Annotated in this window: 20 protein-coding genes; 13 read left to right on the top strand and 7 right to left on the bottom strand. The window is 64.1% G+C overall.

Annotation, left to right across the window (positions count from 1 at the left end):
- Positions 1-38: 38 nt before the first annotated feature.
- Positions 39-1,403, bottom strand: coding sequence for a M23 family metallopeptidase (locus J3U95_RS01750; RefSeq protein ID WP_208276986.1), 1,365 nt, complete (start codon positions 1,401-1,403; stop codon positions 39-41).
- 147 nt (positions 1,404-1,550) lie between these two features.
- Here J3U95_RS01750 and tyrS point away from each other — a divergent pair, with 147 nt between their 5' ends.
- The 11 genes from tyrS to ruvB all read left to right on the top strand — a co-directional run bounded on the left by tyrS (position 1,551) and on the right by ruvB (position 10,752).
- The gene (tyrS, locus tag J3U95_RS01745) at positions 1,551-2,813 is read left to right on the top strand and encodes a tyrosine--tRNA ligase (protein ID WP_208276985.1); all 1,263 of its coding nucleotides are present in this window, start codon (positions 1,551-1,553) and stop codon (positions 2,811-2,813) included.
- Positions 2,810-3,268, top strand: a complete 459-nt coding sequence (dtd, locus tag J3U95_RS01740) for a D-aminoacyl-tRNA deacylase (RefSeq protein ID WP_208276984.1) — start codon at positions 2,810-2,812, stop codon at positions 3,266-3,268. Before tyrS ends, dtd begins: the two co-directional genes overlap by 4 nt.
- A 47-nt stretch (positions 3,269-3,315) precedes the next feature.
- Positions 3,316-3,981 carry a YbhB/YbcL family Raf kinase inhibitor-like protein gene (locus J3U95_RS01735; protein WP_208276983.1) on the top strand — a complete coding sequence of 222 codons (666 nt, stop codon included), beginning with the start codon at positions 3,316-3,318 and terminating at the stop codon, positions 3,979-3,981.
- A 49-nt stretch (positions 3,982-4,030) separates the two neighbouring features.
- Entirely contained in the window at positions 4,031-4,711 is a 681-nt protein-coding gene (locus J3U95_RS01730; protein ID WP_208276982.1) for a histidine phosphatase family protein, read from the top strand.
- A gap of 98 nt (positions 4,712-4,809) precedes the next feature.
- Complete coding sequence (locus J3U95_RS01725) at positions 4,810-5,208, top strand: hypothetical protein (protein ID WP_208276981.1); 399 nt, start codon at positions 4,810-4,812, stop codon at positions 5,206-5,208.
- 170 nt (positions 5,209-5,378) lie between these two features.
- Positions 5,379-6,404: a tRNA dihydrouridine synthase DusB gene (dusB, locus tag J3U95_RS01720; RefSeq protein WP_109345071.1), complete on the top strand. Its 1,026-nt coding sequence runs from the start codon at positions 5,379-5,381 to the stop codon at positions 6,402-6,404.
- 94 nt (positions 6,405-6,498) lie between these two features.
- Entirely contained in the window at positions 6,499-6,732 is a 234-nt protein-coding gene (locus tag J3U95_RS01715) for a helix-turn-helix domain-containing protein (protein ID WP_005667930.1), read from the top strand.
- Positions 6,733-6,827: 95 nt separating this feature from the next.
- Positions 6,828-8,414, top strand: a complete 1,587-nt coding sequence (gene purH, locus J3U95_RS01710; protein WP_208276980.1) for a bifunctional phosphoribosylaminoimidazolecarboxamide formyltransferase/IMP cyclohydrolase — start codon at positions 6,828-6,830, stop codon at positions 8,412-8,414.
- Positions 8,415-8,532: 118 nt separating this feature from the next.
- Complete coding sequence (ruvC, locus tag J3U95_RS01705) at positions 8,533-9,072, top strand: crossover junction endodeoxyribonuclease RuvC (RefSeq protein WP_208276979.1); 540 nt, start codon at positions 8,533-8,535, stop codon at positions 9,070-9,072.
- A gap of 18 nt (positions 9,073-9,090) precedes the next feature.
- Positions 9,091-9,669, top strand: coding sequence for a Holliday junction branch migration protein RuvA (gene ruvA / locus J3U95_RS01700; protein WP_005667935.1), 579 nt, complete (start codon positions 9,091-9,093; stop codon positions 9,667-9,669).
- Between the two features lie 15 nt (positions 9,670-9,684).
- Complete coding sequence (gene ruvB / locus J3U95_RS01695; protein ID WP_208276978.1) at positions 9,685-10,752, top strand: Holliday junction branch migration DNA helicase RuvB; 1,068 nt, start codon at positions 9,685-9,687, stop codon at positions 10,750-10,752.
- Positions 10,753-10,779: 27 nt separating this feature from the next.
- Here the strand turns inward: ruvB and J3U95_RS01690 are convergent, their stop codons facing one another.
- Positions 10,780-11,178, bottom strand: a complete 399-nt coding sequence (locus J3U95_RS01690; protein WP_208276977.1) for a hypothetical protein — start codon at positions 11,176-11,178, stop codon at positions 10,780-10,782.
- A gap of 167 nt (positions 11,179-11,345) precedes the next feature.
- Positions 11,346-11,780, bottom strand: a complete 435-nt coding sequence (locus J3U95_RS28255) for a helix-turn-helix domain-containing protein (RefSeq protein ID WP_229519594.1) — start codon at positions 11,778-11,780, stop codon at positions 11,346-11,348.
- Here J3U95_RS28255 and J3U95_RS01680 point away from each other — a divergent pair.
- Positions 11,727-12,167, top strand: a complete 441-nt coding sequence (locus J3U95_RS01680; protein WP_370662036.1) for an SDR family oxidoreductase — start codon at positions 11,727-11,729, stop codon at positions 12,165-12,167. The two genes, J3U95_RS28255 and J3U95_RS01680, sit on opposite strands and share 54 nt — an antisense overlap.
- Before the next feature lie 39 nt (positions 12,168-12,206).
- On the opposite strand, the gene J3U95_RS01675 is transcribed toward J3U95_RS01680, so the two are convergent.
- The 4 genes from J3U95_RS01675 to J3U95_RS01660 form a co-directional block, all read right to left on the bottom strand.
- Positions 12,207-12,674, bottom strand: a complete 468-nt coding sequence (locus J3U95_RS01675; protein WP_208276974.1) for a hypothetical protein — start codon at positions 12,672-12,674, stop codon at positions 12,207-12,209.
- Between the two features lie 157 nt (positions 12,675-12,831).
- The gene (locus J3U95_RS01670; RefSeq protein ID WP_208276973.1) at positions 12,832-13,173 is read right to left on the bottom strand and encodes an SMR family transporter; all 342 of its coding nucleotides are present in this window, start codon (positions 13,171-13,173) and stop codon (positions 12,832-12,834) included.
- A 39-nt stretch (positions 13,174-13,212) separates the two neighbouring features.
- A complete protein-coding gene (locus J3U95_RS01665) occupies positions 13,213-13,662 on the bottom strand; it encodes a DUF2147 domain-containing protein (protein WP_208276972.1) in 450 nt (149 codons plus the stop codon).
- 104 nt (positions 13,663-13,766) lie between these two features.
- Entirely contained in the window at positions 13,767-13,964 is a 198-nt protein-coding gene (locus J3U95_RS01660; RefSeq protein ID WP_208276971.1) for a hypothetical protein, read from the bottom strand.
- A gap of 147 nt (positions 13,965-14,111) precedes the next feature.
- Here J3U95_RS01660 and J3U95_RS01655 point away from each other — a divergent pair, with 147 nt between their 5' ends.
- Complete coding sequence (locus tag J3U95_RS01655; protein ID WP_208276970.1) at positions 14,112-15,593, top strand: alanine/glycine:cation symporter family protein; 1,482 nt, start codon at positions 14,112-14,114, stop codon at positions 15,591-15,593.

Genomic DNA, 15,593 nt, shown 5'->3' with positions numbered 1-15,593 from the left:
AAATGCGAGGAGGGCGTTTTATATCAGGACGGTGCGGTTTAGCGTGCTGCCATCGACGAGCCGCTTGGCGCCATCAGCGAGAAGCGGTGGTTCATCTCGGCGGCCGCCATGCGGAAGCGAGCCAGTTCGGCCTGGTTCAGCGGTTGCTGGGCCAGCGACTTGAACTTGTTCGGGTCCTTGGCCACGCCTGCGACGCGGAATTCATAGTGCAGGTGCGGGCCGGTCGACCAGCCGGTCGAGCCGACGTAGCCGATCACCTGGCCCTGGCTGATCTTGGTGCCCTTGCGCATGCCTGGCGCGATACGGCTCATGTGAGCGTAGGCGGTGCTGTAGTTCGACCAGTGCTTCAGGACGACCATATTGCCGTAGCCATTGCCGTTGCCCGCGAAGTCGACGGTGGCATCGGCCACGGCGCGGATCGGGGTGCCGGTCGCGGCGGCGAAGTCGACGCCCTTATGCGCCTTGAACTTGCCCGAGATCGGGTGCACGCGCATCGAGAAGCCCGACGAGACGCGCGAGTATTGCAGTGGCGACTTGAGGAAGGCTTTCTTGAGCGACTTGCCGTCCAGCGAGTAGTAACCACCCTGCTTGGAGACTGGATCTTCGTACCAGACCGACTGGTAGCTGGTGCCGCGGTTGACGAATTCGCCAGCCAGGATGCGACCGGTTTTGATCAGTTCGCCGTCGAGCCAGAAGGTTTCGTACACGACATTGAAACGGTCGCCGCGCTTGACGTCGCTGCGGAAGTCGATATTGGTCGAGAACATCTCGATGATCTGGCCAACGACCGAATCCGGGATGCTGCCGCCGTCAACATTGGCGTCGGTAGCCGCATACAGCGAGCTGGTGATCTCGCGCGAACGCATTTCGACGCGGCGCTCGAGCTTGGCCGGCGTTTCGAGGGCGACGAATTGCTCGCCCTTGCGCTCGACGCTGATCGTACGTGCTTCGCCGCTCTTGCCGTCGGTGACGGTGGCGCGCATCGACAGCAGCAGGCCGTTCTCGTCGGTCTCGGCCTGGATGCGCTTGCCGGTCTGGAGCGACAGCAGGCGCTTGGCAAGTTTGTCCGAGCGAACGAATTTTTGCGCTTGCGCGTCTTCGATGCCGAGGCGGGTGAAGAGCGAGCCGAGCGAATCGCCGCGGCGGATGCGTTCTTCGTGGATGAATTGCTGCTCGTCTTGCTGGAGGGCGGCGATCTGGTCGGCCAGGTTCGGCAGTTCCAGGTCTTGCGCAACGGAGGTGACGGGCAGGTCGGAAGGATCGGGAGCGATCGGGGCTACACCCACGGCGCCGAAGGCGCACACGCTGAGGAAGACGGCGCCGGCGCTCAGGACGCGGGCTTTGCGGGTCTTCGGCACTAGCGCTAGCAGGCTTTTACCAGTGATTTTCTGTATAGGGTTCATGCAATCAGTTAAAATTTGCGGCTGAACTTTCAAGGGCCATGTCTGCCGTTTCCGAAAAAGTTTTCTCTAGGAAACGAAAACAGGATCGTGAATTATACCAAAAGATGTGGTCCTACAACCGTTTTAGCCAATTTCCTACACGAATTTATGACCTCTAACGCAGCCGATAATGGCACTGCGGCAACTTCTAATAAATCTTTGCCACTGACCGACCAGGTGCTTGAATCGCTCGCGATCGCCAAGCGCGGCGTCGACGAACTGCTGATCGAGAGCGATTTTGCTCAAAAACTGGCGCGATCGGAACAAACCGGCAAGCCGCTGCGCATCAAGCTGGGCCTGGATCCGACGGCGCCAGACTTGCACCTTGGCCACACTGTCGTACTGAACAAATTGCGTCAATTGCAAGACCTGGGTCACCAGGTGATCTTTTTGATCGGCGACTTCACTTCCATGATTGGCGACCCGTCGGGCCGCAACGCCACCCGTCCGCCGCTGACCCGCGAGCAGGTCGAGGAAAACGCGATGACGTATTTCCGCCAGGCGTCGCTGGTGCTGGACGCCAGCCGCACGGAAATCCGCTACAACTCCGAATGGTGCGACCCATTGGGGGCGCGCGGCATGATCCAGCTCGCCTCGCGCTACACCGTGGCCCGCATGATGGAGCGCGACGACTTTACCAAGCGCTACAAGAGTGGGACTCCGATCGCCGTGCATGAGTTCCTGTATCCGCTCATGCAGGGCTACGATTCGGTCGCTTTGCAGTCAGACCTTGAGCTGGGTGGAACGGACCAGAAATTCAACTTGCTGGTTGGCCGCGAGCTGCAGAAGGACTACGGCCAGGAACCGCAGTGCATCCTGACCATGCCGCTGCTGGAAGGCCTGGACGGCGTCGAAAAGATGTCCAAGTCCAAGAACAACTATATCGGCATCACCGAAGCCCCGAACAGCATGTTCGGCAAGCTGATGAGCATCTCGGACGAGATGATGTGGAAGTATTTCAACTTGCTGTCCTTCCGCTCGCTCGACGACATCGCGCAATTGAAGGCGACGATCGACGGCGGCGCCAATCCGCGCGATGCGAAAGTGGCGTTGGGTAAAGAGATCGTCACGCGCTTCCACTCGGCCGCTGCGGCCGACGACGCGCTGGCCGACTTCGTCAACCGCTCCAAGGGCGGCATCCCGGACGACGTGCCCGAGGTGTCGCTGTCCGGCGCGCCGCTGGGCCTGCCGCAACTGCTGAAGGCCGCCGGCCTGTGCGCCTCGACCTCGGAAGCCATGCGCATGGTCGATCAGGGCGGCGTGCGCATCGACGGCGCCGTGGTCAGCGACAAGGGCCTGCAAGTGGCCGCCGGCACCGTCGTGGTGCAGGTTGGCAAGCGCAAGTTCGCCCGTGTGACCCTGGCGGCATGATTGGCCTGCTGCAACGCGTGAGCGAGGCGGCGGTGCGCGTCGACGGCCAGACCGTCGGCGCCATCGGCCCCGGCCTGATGGTGCTGGTATGCGCCGAAAAAGGCGATACCGAACGCGAGGCCGAGCTGCTGCTGACCAAGCTGCTGGGCTACCGCGTGTTTTCCGACGAGGCCGGCAAGATGAACCGCAGCGTGACGGACACGAGTGGCGGCTTGCTGCTGGTGCCGCAGTTCACCCTGGCGGCCGACACGAAATCGGGCACGCGTCCCTCGTTCTCGCCGGCCGCCGCGCCGGAAGACGGGAGGCGCCTGTTCGAGCATGTCGTGCGCCAGGCGCGGGAACGGCATGGCATTGTCGAGACCGGCGTATTTGGTGCCGACATGAAAGTGTCGCTCATCAACGATGGCCCGGTCACATTCTGGCTGCGTATTGATCCCGTCGGGGCGGCGCGCTGAAACCCGCGCCTGGCGCCAAGGTCCAATTTAGTAGCCAGGGAGGTCACATGCGAATCTGGAGCGACTCATTCATCGACGGGGCCGACATCCCCGCCGCCTGCGCGTTCGCGGTCAGCGATCCTGCCACCCACGTCAAGCTGTCGAGCAACCGCAATCCCCATATCGCCTGGGACGACGTGCCGGCCGGCACGCAGTCGCTGGTGCTGATCTGCCACGACCCCGACGTGCCGTCCGAAGGCGGCGACGTCAACAAGGAAGGCCGTACCGTGCCTGCGGCCTTGCCGCGCGTCGATTTCTTCCACTGGACGCTGGCCGACATCCCGGTCTGCCTCAAGTCGTTGGCCGAAGGCATGTTTTCCGACATGGTCACGCCGCATGGCAAGCCCGGTCCCGAAGTCGCCTTCACCATCAAGAACGGCACCGAACACGAGCTGCGCCACGGCGTCAACGACTATACCGGCTGGTTCGCGGGCGACCCCGATATGGCGGGCGAGTTCTATGGCTATGACGGCCCGTGCCCGCCGTGGAACGACGAGCGCGTGCACCATTATGTGTTTACGCTGTATGCGCTCGACATCCCGCGCCTGCCGCTGGAGGGGCGCTTCACGGGCTCCGAGGCGCGCATGGCGATCCAGGGGCATATCCTCGACGAGGCGCGCATCTTCGGCACCTACTCGCTCAATCCCAAGGTCGCAGCCGACCTCTCAAAATAATAAATCATCTGATTTTTTCACTGCCCCGAGGTTTGGGGGCAAGGACCTCATGACATTGAACGACGCGCCTGCGGGCACGACCACGATCCTCCTGATCCGCCACGGCGAAACCGCGTGGAATGCCGAGCGCCGGCTGCAGGGCCATCTCGATATCGCGCTCAATGCCGAAGGCGAGCGCCAGGCCGCGGCGCTCGGCGCGGCGCTGGCCGGCGAGCAGATAGACCTGGTCATTTCCAGCGACCTGGCGCGCGCCCGGCAGACGGCCGAGGCGGTCCAGCGCGCCCGCGGCGCATCCGATGCCGGCCGTGTCCAACTCGATCCCCAGTTGCGCGAACGCTGCTACGGTGGCTTCGAAGGCTTGCTCTACAGCGAAATCGCAGCCCGCTTTCCGCTCGAATTCGCCGCCTGGCAGGCGCGCAATGTCGATGCGGTCCTGCCTCCAGGCACGAACCAGGGCGAGACCTTCCGCGGTTTCTTCGACCGGGCCACGAAGGCGATCCTGGGACATGCGGCGCGCCATCCCGGGCAGACCCTGGCGCTGGTGGCGCACGGCGGCGTGCTCGAGTGCGCCTACCGGGCCGCCCTCGGCCTGCCGCTGGAAACGCCGCGCGACTTCAAGGTGCACAATGCCAGCATCAACCGTTTCGTGGTCGAGCAGGGCAAGCTGAAGCTCGTCAGTTGGGGCGAGGTCGACCATTTGCGCCAGGTGGCGCTGGACGACCTGCCGTAAATAGCGATTTACACCTGAGGCGGCTTTCCTGTACGTTGGCACCTTCGGCCCGATCAGGGGCCTGTCCAACCGACCCGTTTTTTCATATGGAGCATGCAATGCCAGTCAGTTCTGGAGACTTTTCCACGACGGTCACGATTCAAAGTACCCAGCGTTGGCAGATAACGGGTGTCAGCATTACCGGGACGCAGGCCACCTCGATCACGTGCTCGGGTCGATGGACCACCAATCCCGCGAAGGGGTGGTTTGGACCGGAGGGAAGCGCTGCATACACCGCGCCGCCCGGATATACGCTGCCTCATGCAGCCGAGGGCGCCCTGATCGGTCGAGTGGATACCAATGCGCCCTTCGTGGTCGGTAACTCTGCTGTGGTGCCTGAAGGACAAACGGGTGTATTGTCGTTGTGTATCAATGACGATCTGGACAGCCTTTACGGGATGGGCCTTGGAGACAATGCGGGCTTCGTGATTGCGGTGATCACGACCACCGATAGGTAGGCTTTTCGGCAGGTCCGCGGAAATTCCGGACCTTCCCAAACAGCTGGGCAACTGCTTTTCGGCTCTTCGCCAATAACGCACACGCAACAAGCAATGCAAATTTGCTGATAATTTGAGCAGCGCTTGGGGTAAAATAGCAGGTTCCCAAGAAACTTCTGAGTTTTTCTGCTGTGCAAATCGGTCCATATCACCTGCGTAATAACGTCTTTGTCGCCCCCATGGCAGGAGTGACGGACCGTCCGTTCCGGCAGCTGTGCAAGCAGCTCGGCGCGGGCTATGCGGTGTCCGAGATGGCGGCGTCGAACCCGCGCCTGTGGGCCAGCGAAAAGACCTCGCGCCGCATCGACCACGCGGGCGAGATGGAGCCGAAGGCGGTGCAGATCGCCGGCGCCGATCCTAAAGACCTCGCCGATTGCGCGAAGTTCAACGTCGAGCGCGGCGCCCAGATCATCGACATCAATATGGGATGCCCGGTCAAGAAAGTGTGCAATAGCTGGTGCGGTTCGGCCCTGTTGCAGCACGAAGACCTGGTCGAGCGCATCCTGCACGCCGTGGTCGAGGCGGTCGACGTGCCGGTCACCCTGAAGTTCCGCACCGGCTGGGATCGCCAAAACAAGAACGCGCTGCGCATCGCGCGCCTGGCCGAGCAGGCTGGCATCCAGATGCTGACCCTGCATGGCCGCACCCGCGCCGACGGTTACAAGGGCGAGGCCGAGTACGACACCATCCGCGCCGTGAAGCAGGCGGTGAGCATTCCGCTGGTGGCCAACGGCGACATCACGACGCCCGAGAAGGCGAAGTTCGTGCTCGACCATACCGGCGCCGATGCGGTGATGATCGGCCGCGCGGCCCAGGGCCGTCCCTGGATCTGCCGCGAGATCGATCACTACCTGCGCACCGGCGAACACCTGCCGGCGCCGCTGGTGGACGAGGTGCGCGAGCTGATGAACGAGCACCTGCCGGCCCATTACGCCTTCTACGGCGAATACGTCGGCGTGCGTACCGCGCGCAAGCACATCGGCTGGTATGTGCAAGACCTGCCGGGCGGCGAGGAATTCCGGCAGCGCATGAACTTGCTGGAATCGACGGCCGAGCAACTGGCGGCGGTCGATGACTTTTTCAAATCGCAGCACAGGCATGGCGAGCGGTTACAATACCGCCCCTCGCATCCGGATGTCGATGCGATCGCGGCATAAGCACCAGAAATAAGCACCACACCACAAGAAGAACACGGGGACGCGCTGTGCGTGAGCGCAGCAATCATTAAACCAGGATGAAGCAGCAGAAGACATGAGCAAAGAAAGTATCCAGGAAGTCGTCCAGAAGAGTCTCGAAGACTATTTCAACGATCTGGGCGAACAAAAGCCGACCAACATCTACGACATGATGGTGTTGACCGTCGAAAAGCCCGTCCTCGAAGTCGTCATGTCGCGCGCCGACGGCAACCAGTCGCACGCCGCGCAGATGCTGGGCATTAACCGGAACACTTTGCGCAAGAAACTGCAGGAGCACGGGCTGCTCTAAGCGTGACCCACGTGGCCGCGCTCCAGGCGCGCGGCCATGACCGGATCCCCGATCCGCCTGCCCGCCGCCAGGAATTCTCAACCATAGGCCACACCATGATCAAACAAGCTCTCATTTCCGTATCCGACAAGACCGGCGTGCTCGATTTCGCGCGCGCTCTTTCTTCGCTCGGCGTCAATATCCTGTCCACCGGCGGCACCGCCAAGCTGCTGCAGGATAACGGCGTGCCGGTGACCGAAGTCGCCGACTACACCGGTTTCCCGGAAATGCTGGATGGCCGCGTCAAGACCCTGCACCCGAAAGTGCACGGCGGCATCCTGGCGCGCCGCGATTTCCCCGAGCACGTCGCCAAGCTGGAAGAGCACGGCATTCCGCAGATCGACATGGTCGTGGTTAACCTGTATCCGTTCCAGCAGACCGTCGCGAAAGAAGAGTGCTCGCTGGAAGACGCGATCGAGAACATCGACATCGGCGGCCCGACCATGCTGCGTTCGGCGGCCAAGAACCACCGCGACGTGGTCGTGATCGTCGACCCGCTTGATTACGGCGTGGTGCTGGCCGAGATGAAAGGCCAGGGCGAAGCCACTGGTCCGGTCAGCTATGAAACCAAGTTCCGCCTGGCCAAGAAAGTGTTCGCGCACACCGCGCAATACGATGGCGCGATCACCAACTACCTGACCAGCCTGGGCGAAGACCGCGCGCACGCGACCCGCTCGAGCTTCCCGCAGACCCTGAACATGGGCTTCGAAAAAGTCCAGGACATGCGCTACGGCGAGAACCCGCACCAGGGCGCCGCCTTCTACCGTGACCTGATTACCGTCGACGGCGCGCTGGCCAACTACACCCAGTTGCAAGGCAAGGAACTGTCGTACAACAATATCGCCGATGCCGATGCGGCCTGGGAATGCGTCAAGTCGCTGGGCGGCATGCAACAGCCGGCCGGCTGCGTGATCGTCAAGCACGCCAACCCGTGCGGCGTGGCGATCGGCTTTGACGCCCTGGACGCCTATTCGCGTGCGCTGCAGACCGACCCGACCTCGGCCTTCGGCGGCATCATCGCCTTCAACGTCGAAGTCGACGGCAAGGCGGCCGAAGCGCTGTCGAAACTGTTCGTCGAAGTGCTGATCGCGCCATCGTTCACCGCGGAAGCGCGCCAGATCATGGCTGCCAAGCAGAACGTGCGCCTGCTGGAAATCGCGCTGGGCAACGGCCAGAACGCCTATGACGTCAAGCGCGTCGGCGGCGGCCTGCTGGTGCAGTCGCCGGATGCGAAGAACGTTGGCCTGGGCGACCTGCGCGTGGTCACCAAGAAGCAACCGACCCAGCAGCAGCTGCAAGACATGATGTTCGCCTGGCGCGTGGCCAAGTTCGTGAAATCGAACGCGATCGTGTTCTGCGCGAACGGCATGACCCTGGGCGTCGGCGCCGGCCAGATGAGCCGCATCGACTCGGCCCGCATCGCCTCGATCAAGGCGCAGAATGCCGGTCTGTCGCTCACCGGTTCGGCCGTGGCGTCGGATGCCTTCTTCCCGTTCCGTGACGGCCTGGACGTGGTGGTCGATGCGGGCGCGACCTGCGTCATCCACCCGGGCGGCTCGATGCGCGACCAGGAAGTGATCGATGCCGCCGACGAGCGCGGCGTGGTGATGCTGTACACGGGCACCCGTCACTTCCGTCACTGATCCGGTGACACCATCGGGCCGGTGGAATTTGCCGGTCCGATGCGATCTAATCGTGGTGAACTGTGTTTTTGCACAGTATTTTTCCCACGAACACCCCCAGCCGGGGTAACATTCCACCATGATTATTCTCGGCATCGACCCGGGCCTGCGCACGACGGGGTTCGGCGTCATTGAAAAACACGGCGCCAGGCTGCGCTACATCGCCTCGGGCACCATCAAGACCGGGCTGGAAGGCGCCTTGCCGCCGCGCCTGAAGGTCATCCTGCACGGCGTCAGCGAAATCATCGCCACCTACCGCCCAGCCTGTTCGGCCATCGAAAAAGTCTTCGTCAACGTCAATCCGCAATCGACCCTGCTCCTGGGCCAGGCCCGCGGCGCGGCGATCACGGCCCTGGTCAGCGCCGATCTCGACGTGGCCGAATACACGGCAGTGCAAGTCAAGCAGGCCGTGGTCGGCACCGGCAAGGCGGCCAAGCCGCAGGTGCAGGACATGGTCGCGCGCCTGCTCAAGCTGCCGGGCCTGCCGGGCACCGATGCCGCCGACGCCCTGGGCGTCGCCATCTGCCACGCCCACAGCATCGACACCTTGTCGCTGCTGAATGGCTTGTCTCCCGCCGGGCAGGCGCTGCGCATGAAGAACAGCCGTCTCGTCTCATAAAATAGTTAAGGAAAACCGATGATCGGTCGCCTCTCTGGAATCCTGCTCGAAAAAGCGCCGCCGCACGTGCTGGTCGATTGCAATGGCGTCGGCTATGAAGTCGACGTGCCGATGAGCACCTTTTATAACTTGCCGCATACCGGCGAAAAAGTCGTGCTGTTCACCCACCTGGTGGTGCGCGAGGATGCGCACCTGCTGTTCGGCTTCGGCTCGGCGTCCGAACGCGCGCTGTTTCGCCAGCTGATCAAGATCACCGGCATCGGCGCGCGCATGGCGCTGGCGATCTTGTCCGGCATGTCGGTGGCCGAGCTGTCGCAGGCCGTCACCCTGCAGGAAACCGGCCGCCTGGTGAAGGTACCGGGCATCGGCAAGAAGACGGCCGAACGCCTGCTGCTGGAACTGAAAGGCAAGCTTGGCGCCGACATCGGCATGGTCGCCGGCGCGGCCCGTGACGACGCGCAGGTGGACGTGCTCAACGCGCTGGCCGCACTGGGGTATTCTGACAAGGAAGCGCTCCTCGCGATCAAGAACATGCCGGCCGGCTCGAGCGTCTCGGACGGCATCAAGTTCGCGCTGAAGGCGCTGTCTAAAGGCTAAGCGGGATATCCAGTCATGAGCATCCAGACCGACAGTTTCACCGAGCACCGCGTGATCGACGCCGCGCCGGCCTCGCCCAACGAAGAGGCGATCGAACGCGCCTTGCGTCCAAAGCAGCTCGACGAATACGTCGGCCAGGAAAAGATCCGCGACCAGCTCGAGATCTTCATCCACGCGGCGCGCAAGCGGCGCGAGGCGCTCGATCACACCCTGCTGTTCGGCCCGCCGGGCCTGGGTAAAACCACGCTGGCCCACATCATCGCGCGCGAGATGGGTGTGAATCTGCGCCAGACCTCGGGCCCGGTGCTCGAGCGTCCCGGCGACCTGGCGGCGCTGCTCACCAACCTCGAGCCGAACGACGTGCTGTTCATCGACGAGATCCACCGCCTGTCGCCGGTGGTCGAGGAGATCCTGTATCCGGCGCTCGAGGACTACCAGATCGACATCATGATCGGCGAGGGTCCGGCCGCGCGCTCGGTCAAGCTCGACCTGCAGCCGTTCACCCTGGTCGGCGCCACCACCCGCGCCGGCATGCTGACCAATCCGCTGCGCGACCGTTTCGGCATCGTGGCGCGCCTGGAGTTCTACAACGTCGAGGAATTGACCAAGATCGTGGCGCGCAGCGCCGCATTGCTGGAAGCGCCGATCGACGAAGACGGCGCGCGCGAAGTGGCCAAGCGCGCGCGCGGCACGCCGCGTATCGCCAACCGCCTGCTGCGCCGCGTGCGCGACTACGCCGAAGTGAAGGGCAATGGCGAGATCACGCGCGAGATGGCCGACCGCGCGCTCAAGATGCTCGACGTCGACACCGTCGGCTTCGACGTCATGGACCGCAAGCTGCTCGAGGCGGTGCTGTTCAAGTTCGCCGGCGGCCCGGTCGGCATCGGCAACCTGGCGGCGGCGATCGGCGAGGCCGCCGACACCATCGAGGACGTGCTCGAACCGTATCTGATCCAGCAGGGCTATCTGCAGCGCACCCCGCGCGGACGCATCGCCACGCCGCTGGCCTACCAGCACTTCGGCGTCACTGCGCCGCGCATCAGCCCGACGGGCGATTTGTGGGATAGCCTGCCGCCGGCTTGAACGGCAAGCGGGGGCAGGAACCGGGATTCAGGAACCGGGCGCGGAAGGGCGGCGCCGCGGTGCGAACAGCGCCATGGCGGGCGCGCTGCGATACACGACCGTCAGGCACAGCAGCACGCTCAAAGCGATGACGGCGCCGGCCAGCCACAGCACATCCGCCGAACCGCCGCGCCACAGCAGGGCGGCGCTGGCCAGCGCCGGCACGCCCAGCAGCACCGCCGCCAGCGCGCGGAGCAGCATCGAGCGGCGCAGGCGTTGGCCGGCCATCCCGACCAGGAAAAAGCCGCTTGCCGCCAGCACCACGCAGGCCAGCGTCGCCCCGGCCCGGCTCGCATCCGGGGGCATGCCGCCGGCGCGGATCAAGATCGCCGGTGCGATCAGCACCAGCACGCCGGCCACGAGGCTGGCGAGTCGAAGAAAGATCATGGCACATCCTTGTGGTGCGAAGAGACGGCAAAGGCCGGATTCATGGATAGCCATACGAAAAATGTCCTGCCAGTCCGGCAGTGAAACCAAGATAGCACACAGGAAAAGAAACTTGTCGTAAATGTTTCTTCGTGCAAGACGGTTTCGTCACATCTGCCGGGCGCCACTCACATGTCAATTCCGCGCGCATGCGCCGCGATCCGCGCCGCAGCGCGCGCGGGCGGCAGTCCGAACAGGCGCGCGTACTCGCGGCTGAACTGGGTCGCGCTTTCATAACCGACTTCGAAGGCGGCGCCCGTCACGCTGGCGCCCTGCGCCACCATCAGCATGCGCGCCTGCATCAGGCGCACGCGCTTCTGGTACTGGAGAGGACTCAGTGAGGTGGCAGCCTTGAAGTGGCGGTGGAAGGACGATGGACCCATCACCGCCTTCTCGGCCAGCGTCTCGACCCGCAGGGAACTGGCGAATTCGCGCCGGATCCACGCGATCGCGCGCTGCACCCGCGCCAGGGCGCTGTCCGGCATGGCAATCGCGCGCAGCTTGGCGCCGTGCGGTCCCTGCAGCACCCGGTACAGGATCTCGCGTTCATACGCTGGCGCCAGCGCCGCGATGTCCTGCGGCTGGCGCTGCCGCTGCTGGCGGACGGCGCCGCGATCGTGAACCTCACCAGCGCCACCACGCGCGTGGCCACGAACGGCGTCGCGCCGCACGCCGCCTTCAAGGGCGGCCTCGAGGTACTGACCCGCTACATGGCCAAGGAATTCGGGCCGCGCCGTATCCGCGCCAACGCGGTGTCGCCGGGCGCGATCCGCACCCAGCTGGGCGGCGGATTGAACGATGAATTCGAGGCCTTGCTGGCATCGCAGACCGCGCTCGGCCGGGTGGGCGAGGCGGATGAAGTGGGGCGCGTGATCGCCATCCTGCTGGGTCCGGAACTGGCCTGGGTCAATGGCCAGTCGATCGAGGTCGGCGGCGGCTACCAGATCTGACCGGGTGAGGCACCATGCCCGACCACGTCTTTCTTCCGGTTATGATGGTTGAGTGAAGCGGCGTTCCCGCTGCGCATTACGGCGCAGCGGAATCCACTGGATCGGTTTCGGCACTCGCCGGGAAGCCGTCCTCGGCACGATCGGCTGCTGCGGCACATGGGTCAGCGGATAGATGAAGCTGAGGTACAGCAGGATCGTCAGCATCAACAGGAAGGTGCACAGCCAGACCATCAGCATATTGCTGGCATGCCAGATCACGATGCCGCTGGCGCCGAAGGGCATCATCAGGAGCAGGGCGGCGAACGAGCGCAGCATGGCGTCGCGGTTCATGCGGTGGCCGGCCATCGCGACCAGGAAGAAGCCGCCCGAGCCGAGCGCCACGCCGACCAGCACGATGTACGGCTCCATCCAGTCCGGAATGCCGTGCGCGGTCGAGGCCAGCAGGGCGGCCGGCAACAGGATGCCGAACACGCCGCCAGCCAGGCTGAGCAGGCGAATCACCCGCATGGCCCGTCCACGGAAGACGGGGCGTGCGGCACGCGCTACGGAAGTCGGTTTCATTGCGCCAATCAGGTTCCAAGGTGGGCTGGAAGTAACGTCCGGCAACACGTCGCGGTTGACGTGATATTCGCGTTAGCATAGCCGACATTGCGCGGCGCGTGAACTAGTGCCCGACGCTCTTCGAAAACAGGTTGATGACCAGCACCCCGGCGATGATCAGCGCCAGGCCGGCGATGGCCGCCAGGTCCAGGCTTTGCTTGAAATACAACCAGCTGACCAGGGAGATGAGCACGATGCCGACACCGGACCAGATCGCATAGGCGATGCCGGTGGGTAGCACGCGCAGGCTGAAGGTGAGCAGGTAGAACGACAGGGCGTAGCAACCGACCGTGACCAGGCTCGGCAGCGGGCGGGTAAAACTGTCGGAAGCCTTGAGGGCGGTGGTGCCGATCACTTCGGCGACGATGGCAAAGCCAAGGAAGATATAGGCTTGATTGAGGGTCATCAGGAAGAAAAACGGCCCGTCGCCGGGCCGCGTTGAGGTTTATTGTTCGCGCTGCCAGGTCTGGGTGCGGCCGAACATCGGGGCGCCGATATAGCCGCGCACTTCGAGCTTGCTGCCGTTGTCGGCCAGGCTGGCCTTGCTCTTGTAGGTCTTGCCGTTGGACGGATCGAGGATCTGGCCGCCGGTGTATTCGTTGCCTTCCTTCTTGAGGCCCGAGAGGATCGTCATGCCGATGATCGGCTGATCCTTGCGCGCATCGCTGCACTTCACGCACTTGGGATTCTGGTCCTGGTCAGCGGGACGGAACAGTTTCTCGATCTTGCCGGTCAGGACGCCGCCTTCCTCGGTGATGCGCACCAGCGCCTTCGGCTTGCCGGTCTCGTCATCGATGGTTTTCCAGGTGCCGACCGGCGAAGCGCCTTGCGCGAACGCGGCGGCGGGCAGGGCGAACATGGCGGCGATCAGGCCGGCGCGCATCAGGTGTCGCATGGGGTGTCTCCAGTGTTGTTGTTGGTATGGCAGAGTGTAGCAAAGCCACCCGATGGCGGGATGGCCCGGAATCAGAGGATTCCCTCCAAAACCGGCGTTGACGTTCAGGGCGCGTTGCGCACGTCTTCCGGCGTGACCTGGTGGCGCCGCTCGGCCGGGCGGGTCAGCACGCGCATGGTCACGTCCAGCGGCACCCCTAGCTCGGCGAGCTGGCGTGCGGCGCTGGAACGGTTCTCGGCAGACGCTTCGTGAATCACGGCGTCGATGCGCAGGGAGGTCTTGTAGTCGCTTCGTCGGTCCATGGTCCGATCCTACCATGTCTTGACGCATTGCCATTTCCTGCTACGCCTGTGGCGCACGTTGCAGCCATTCTATTTTTTTTCGATGCAAGTTTTTCACGAATTGTTGTATCTTGTGGCATCTTTTTTTTCACGCCACAAGGACATTGCATGCTCGACCTGGTCAACGCCGTCAACGGCATCATCTGGAGCCCCATCATGATCGCCCTGTGCCTCGGGGCCGGGCTGTATTTCTCCGTACGTTCGCGCTTCCTGCAGCTGCGCCACGTGCGCGAGATGGTGCGCCTGATGCGAGAAGGGAAGAGCTCGGAGCAGGGCGTGTCCTCGTTCCAGGCGCTGGCCATGACGCTGGCCGGCCGGGTCGGCACCGGCAATATCGCCGGCGTCGCCACCGCGATCACCTTCGGCGGCCCGGGCGCGGTGTTCTGGATGTGGATGATGGCCTTCCTCGGCGCCAGCTCGGCCTTCGTCGAATCGACCCTGGGCCAGGTCTACAAGGAGCCGGTGGGCAACCAGTACCGCGGCGGCCCCGCCTTCTACATCGAGAAGGGCCTGGGCATGAAACGCTACGCCTGGACCTTCGCCATCGCCACCCTGCTCGCGACCGGCCTGCTGCTGCCGGGCGTACAGGCCAACTCGATCGCCGAGGGCCTCAAGACCGCCGCCGGCATCGATCCGCTGTTCACCGGCATCGGCCTGGCCGTGCTGCTGGCCATCATCATCTTCGGCGGCGTGCGCCGCATCGCCCACTTCGCCGAAATCGTGGTGCCGTTCATGGCCGCCGCCTACATCCTGGTGGCGGTGGTGATCGTGGCCATGAACATCGGTGAGCTGCCGGGCGTGCTGCAGCTGATCTTCAGCTCGGCCTTCGGCCTGGACGCCGGCTTCGGCGCCATGCTCGGCCTGGCGATCCAGTGGGGCGTCAAGCGCGGCATCTATTCGAACGAGGCCGGCCAGGGCACCGGCCCGCACGCTTCCTCGGCGGCCGAAGTGAGCCATCCGGCCAAGCAGGGCCTGGTGCAGGGCTTCTCGGTCTACATCGACACCCTGTTCGTGTGCTCGGCGACCGCCTTCATGCTCCTGATCACCGGCCAGTACAACGTCGAAACGCCGGAAGGCGCGCCGGTGTTCGTCGGCATCCAGGGCGTGGCCTCGGGGCCGGGCTACGTCCAGACCGCGCTCGAGAACGTGATGCCGGGCTTCGGCGCGCTGTTCGTGGCGATCGCGCTGCTGTTCTTCGCCTTCACTACCATCGTCGCCTACTACTACATCGCCGAGACCAATATCGCCTATATGGACCGCCACGGCCGCCATCCATGGCTCGGCTTCGTGCTCAAGCTGTGCATCGTGTCGGCCACCATTTATGGCGCGGTCAAGACCGCCGACGTGGCCTGGGGCCTGGGCGACATCGGCGTCGGCCTGATGGCGTGGCTGAACGTCGTCGCCATCGTGTTGCTGCACAAGGTGGCGTTCAAGTGCCTGCGCGACTACGAGGCGCAGAAGAAGGCCGGCAAGGATCCGGAGTTCGACCCGAAGGCGCTCGGCATCGAGAACGCGCATTACTGGGAGCAGCGCGCCGCGGCCTCGCGCGCGCCGCAAGCGCCTGCGCGCGACGACGCGCCGGTCAAGTAA

Origin of the sequence: Massilia oculi (assembly GCF_017582745.1) — a bacterium.
Taxonomy (GTDB): Bacteria; Pseudomonadota; Gammaproteobacteria; order Burkholderiales; family Burkholderiaceae_D; genus Telluria; species Telluria oculi_A.
The sequence above is the reverse complement of the archived record's forward strand: the minus strand, read 5'-3'. Positions and strand labels throughout refer to the sequence as shown.

Bases quoted from the DNA above. Each gene is read 5' to 3' on its own strand.
- J3U95_RS01750 (WP_208276986.1), bottom strand. From the start codon at position 1,403: ATGAACCCTATACAGAAAATCACTGGTAAAAGCCTGCTAGCGCTAGTG.
- tyrS (WP_208276985.1), top strand. From the start codon at position 1,551: ATGACCTCTAACGCAGCCGATAATGGCACTGCGGCAACTTCTAATAAA.
- dtd (WP_208276984.1), top strand. From the start codon at position 2,810: ATGATTGGCCTGCTGCAACGCGTGAGCGAGGCGGCGGTGCGCGTCGAC.
- J3U95_RS01735 (WP_208276983.1), top strand. From the start codon at position 3,316: ATGCGAATCTGGAGCGACTCATTCATCGACGGGGCCGACATCCCCGCC.
- J3U95_RS01730 (WP_208276982.1), top strand. From the start codon at position 4,031: ATGACATTGAACGACGCGCCTGCGGGCACGACCACGATCCTCCTGATC.
- J3U95_RS01725 (WP_208276981.1), top strand. From the start codon at position 4,810: ATGCCAGTCAGTTCTGGAGACTTTTCCACGACGGTCACGATTCAAAGT.
- J3U95_RS01715 (WP_005667930.1), top strand. From the start codon at position 6,499: ATGAGCAAAGAAAGTATCCAGGAAGTCGTCCAGAAGAGTCTCGAAGAC.
- purH (WP_208276980.1), top strand. From the start codon at position 6,828: ATGATCAAACAAGCTCTCATTTCCGTATCCGACAAGACCGGCGTGCTC.
- ruvC (WP_208276979.1), top strand. From the start codon at position 8,533: ATGATTATTCTCGGCATCGACCCGGGCCTGCGCACGACGGGGTTCGGC.
- ruvA (WP_005667935.1), top strand. From the start codon at position 9,091: ATGATCGGTCGCCTCTCTGGAATCCTGCTCGAAAAAGCGCCGCCGCAC.
- ruvB (WP_208276978.1), top strand. From the start codon at position 9,685: ATGAGCATCCAGACCGACAGTTTCACCGAGCACCGCGTGATCGACGCC.
- J3U95_RS01690 (WP_208276977.1), bottom strand. From the start codon at position 11,178: ATGATCTTTCTTCGACTCGCCAGCCTCGTGGCCGGCGTGCTGGTGCTG.
- J3U95_RS01675 (WP_208276974.1), bottom strand. From the start codon at position 12,674: ATGCGGGTGATTCGCCTGCTCAGCCTGGCTGGCGGCGTGTTCGGCATC.
- J3U95_RS01670 (WP_208276973.1), bottom strand. From the start codon at position 13,173: ATGACCCTCAATCAAGCCTATATCTTCCTTGGCTTTGCCATCGTCGCC.
- J3U95_RS01665 (WP_208276972.1), bottom strand. From the start codon at position 13,662: ATGCGACACCTGATGCGCGCCGGCCTGATCGCCGCCATGTTCGCCCTG.
- J3U95_RS01660 (WP_208276971.1), bottom strand. From the start codon at position 13,964: ATGGACCGACGAAGCGACTACAAGACCTCCCTGCGCATCGACGCCGTG.
- J3U95_RS01655 (WP_208276970.1), top strand. From the start codon at position 14,112: ATGCTCGACCTGGTCAACGCCGTCAACGGCATCATCTGGAGCCCCATC.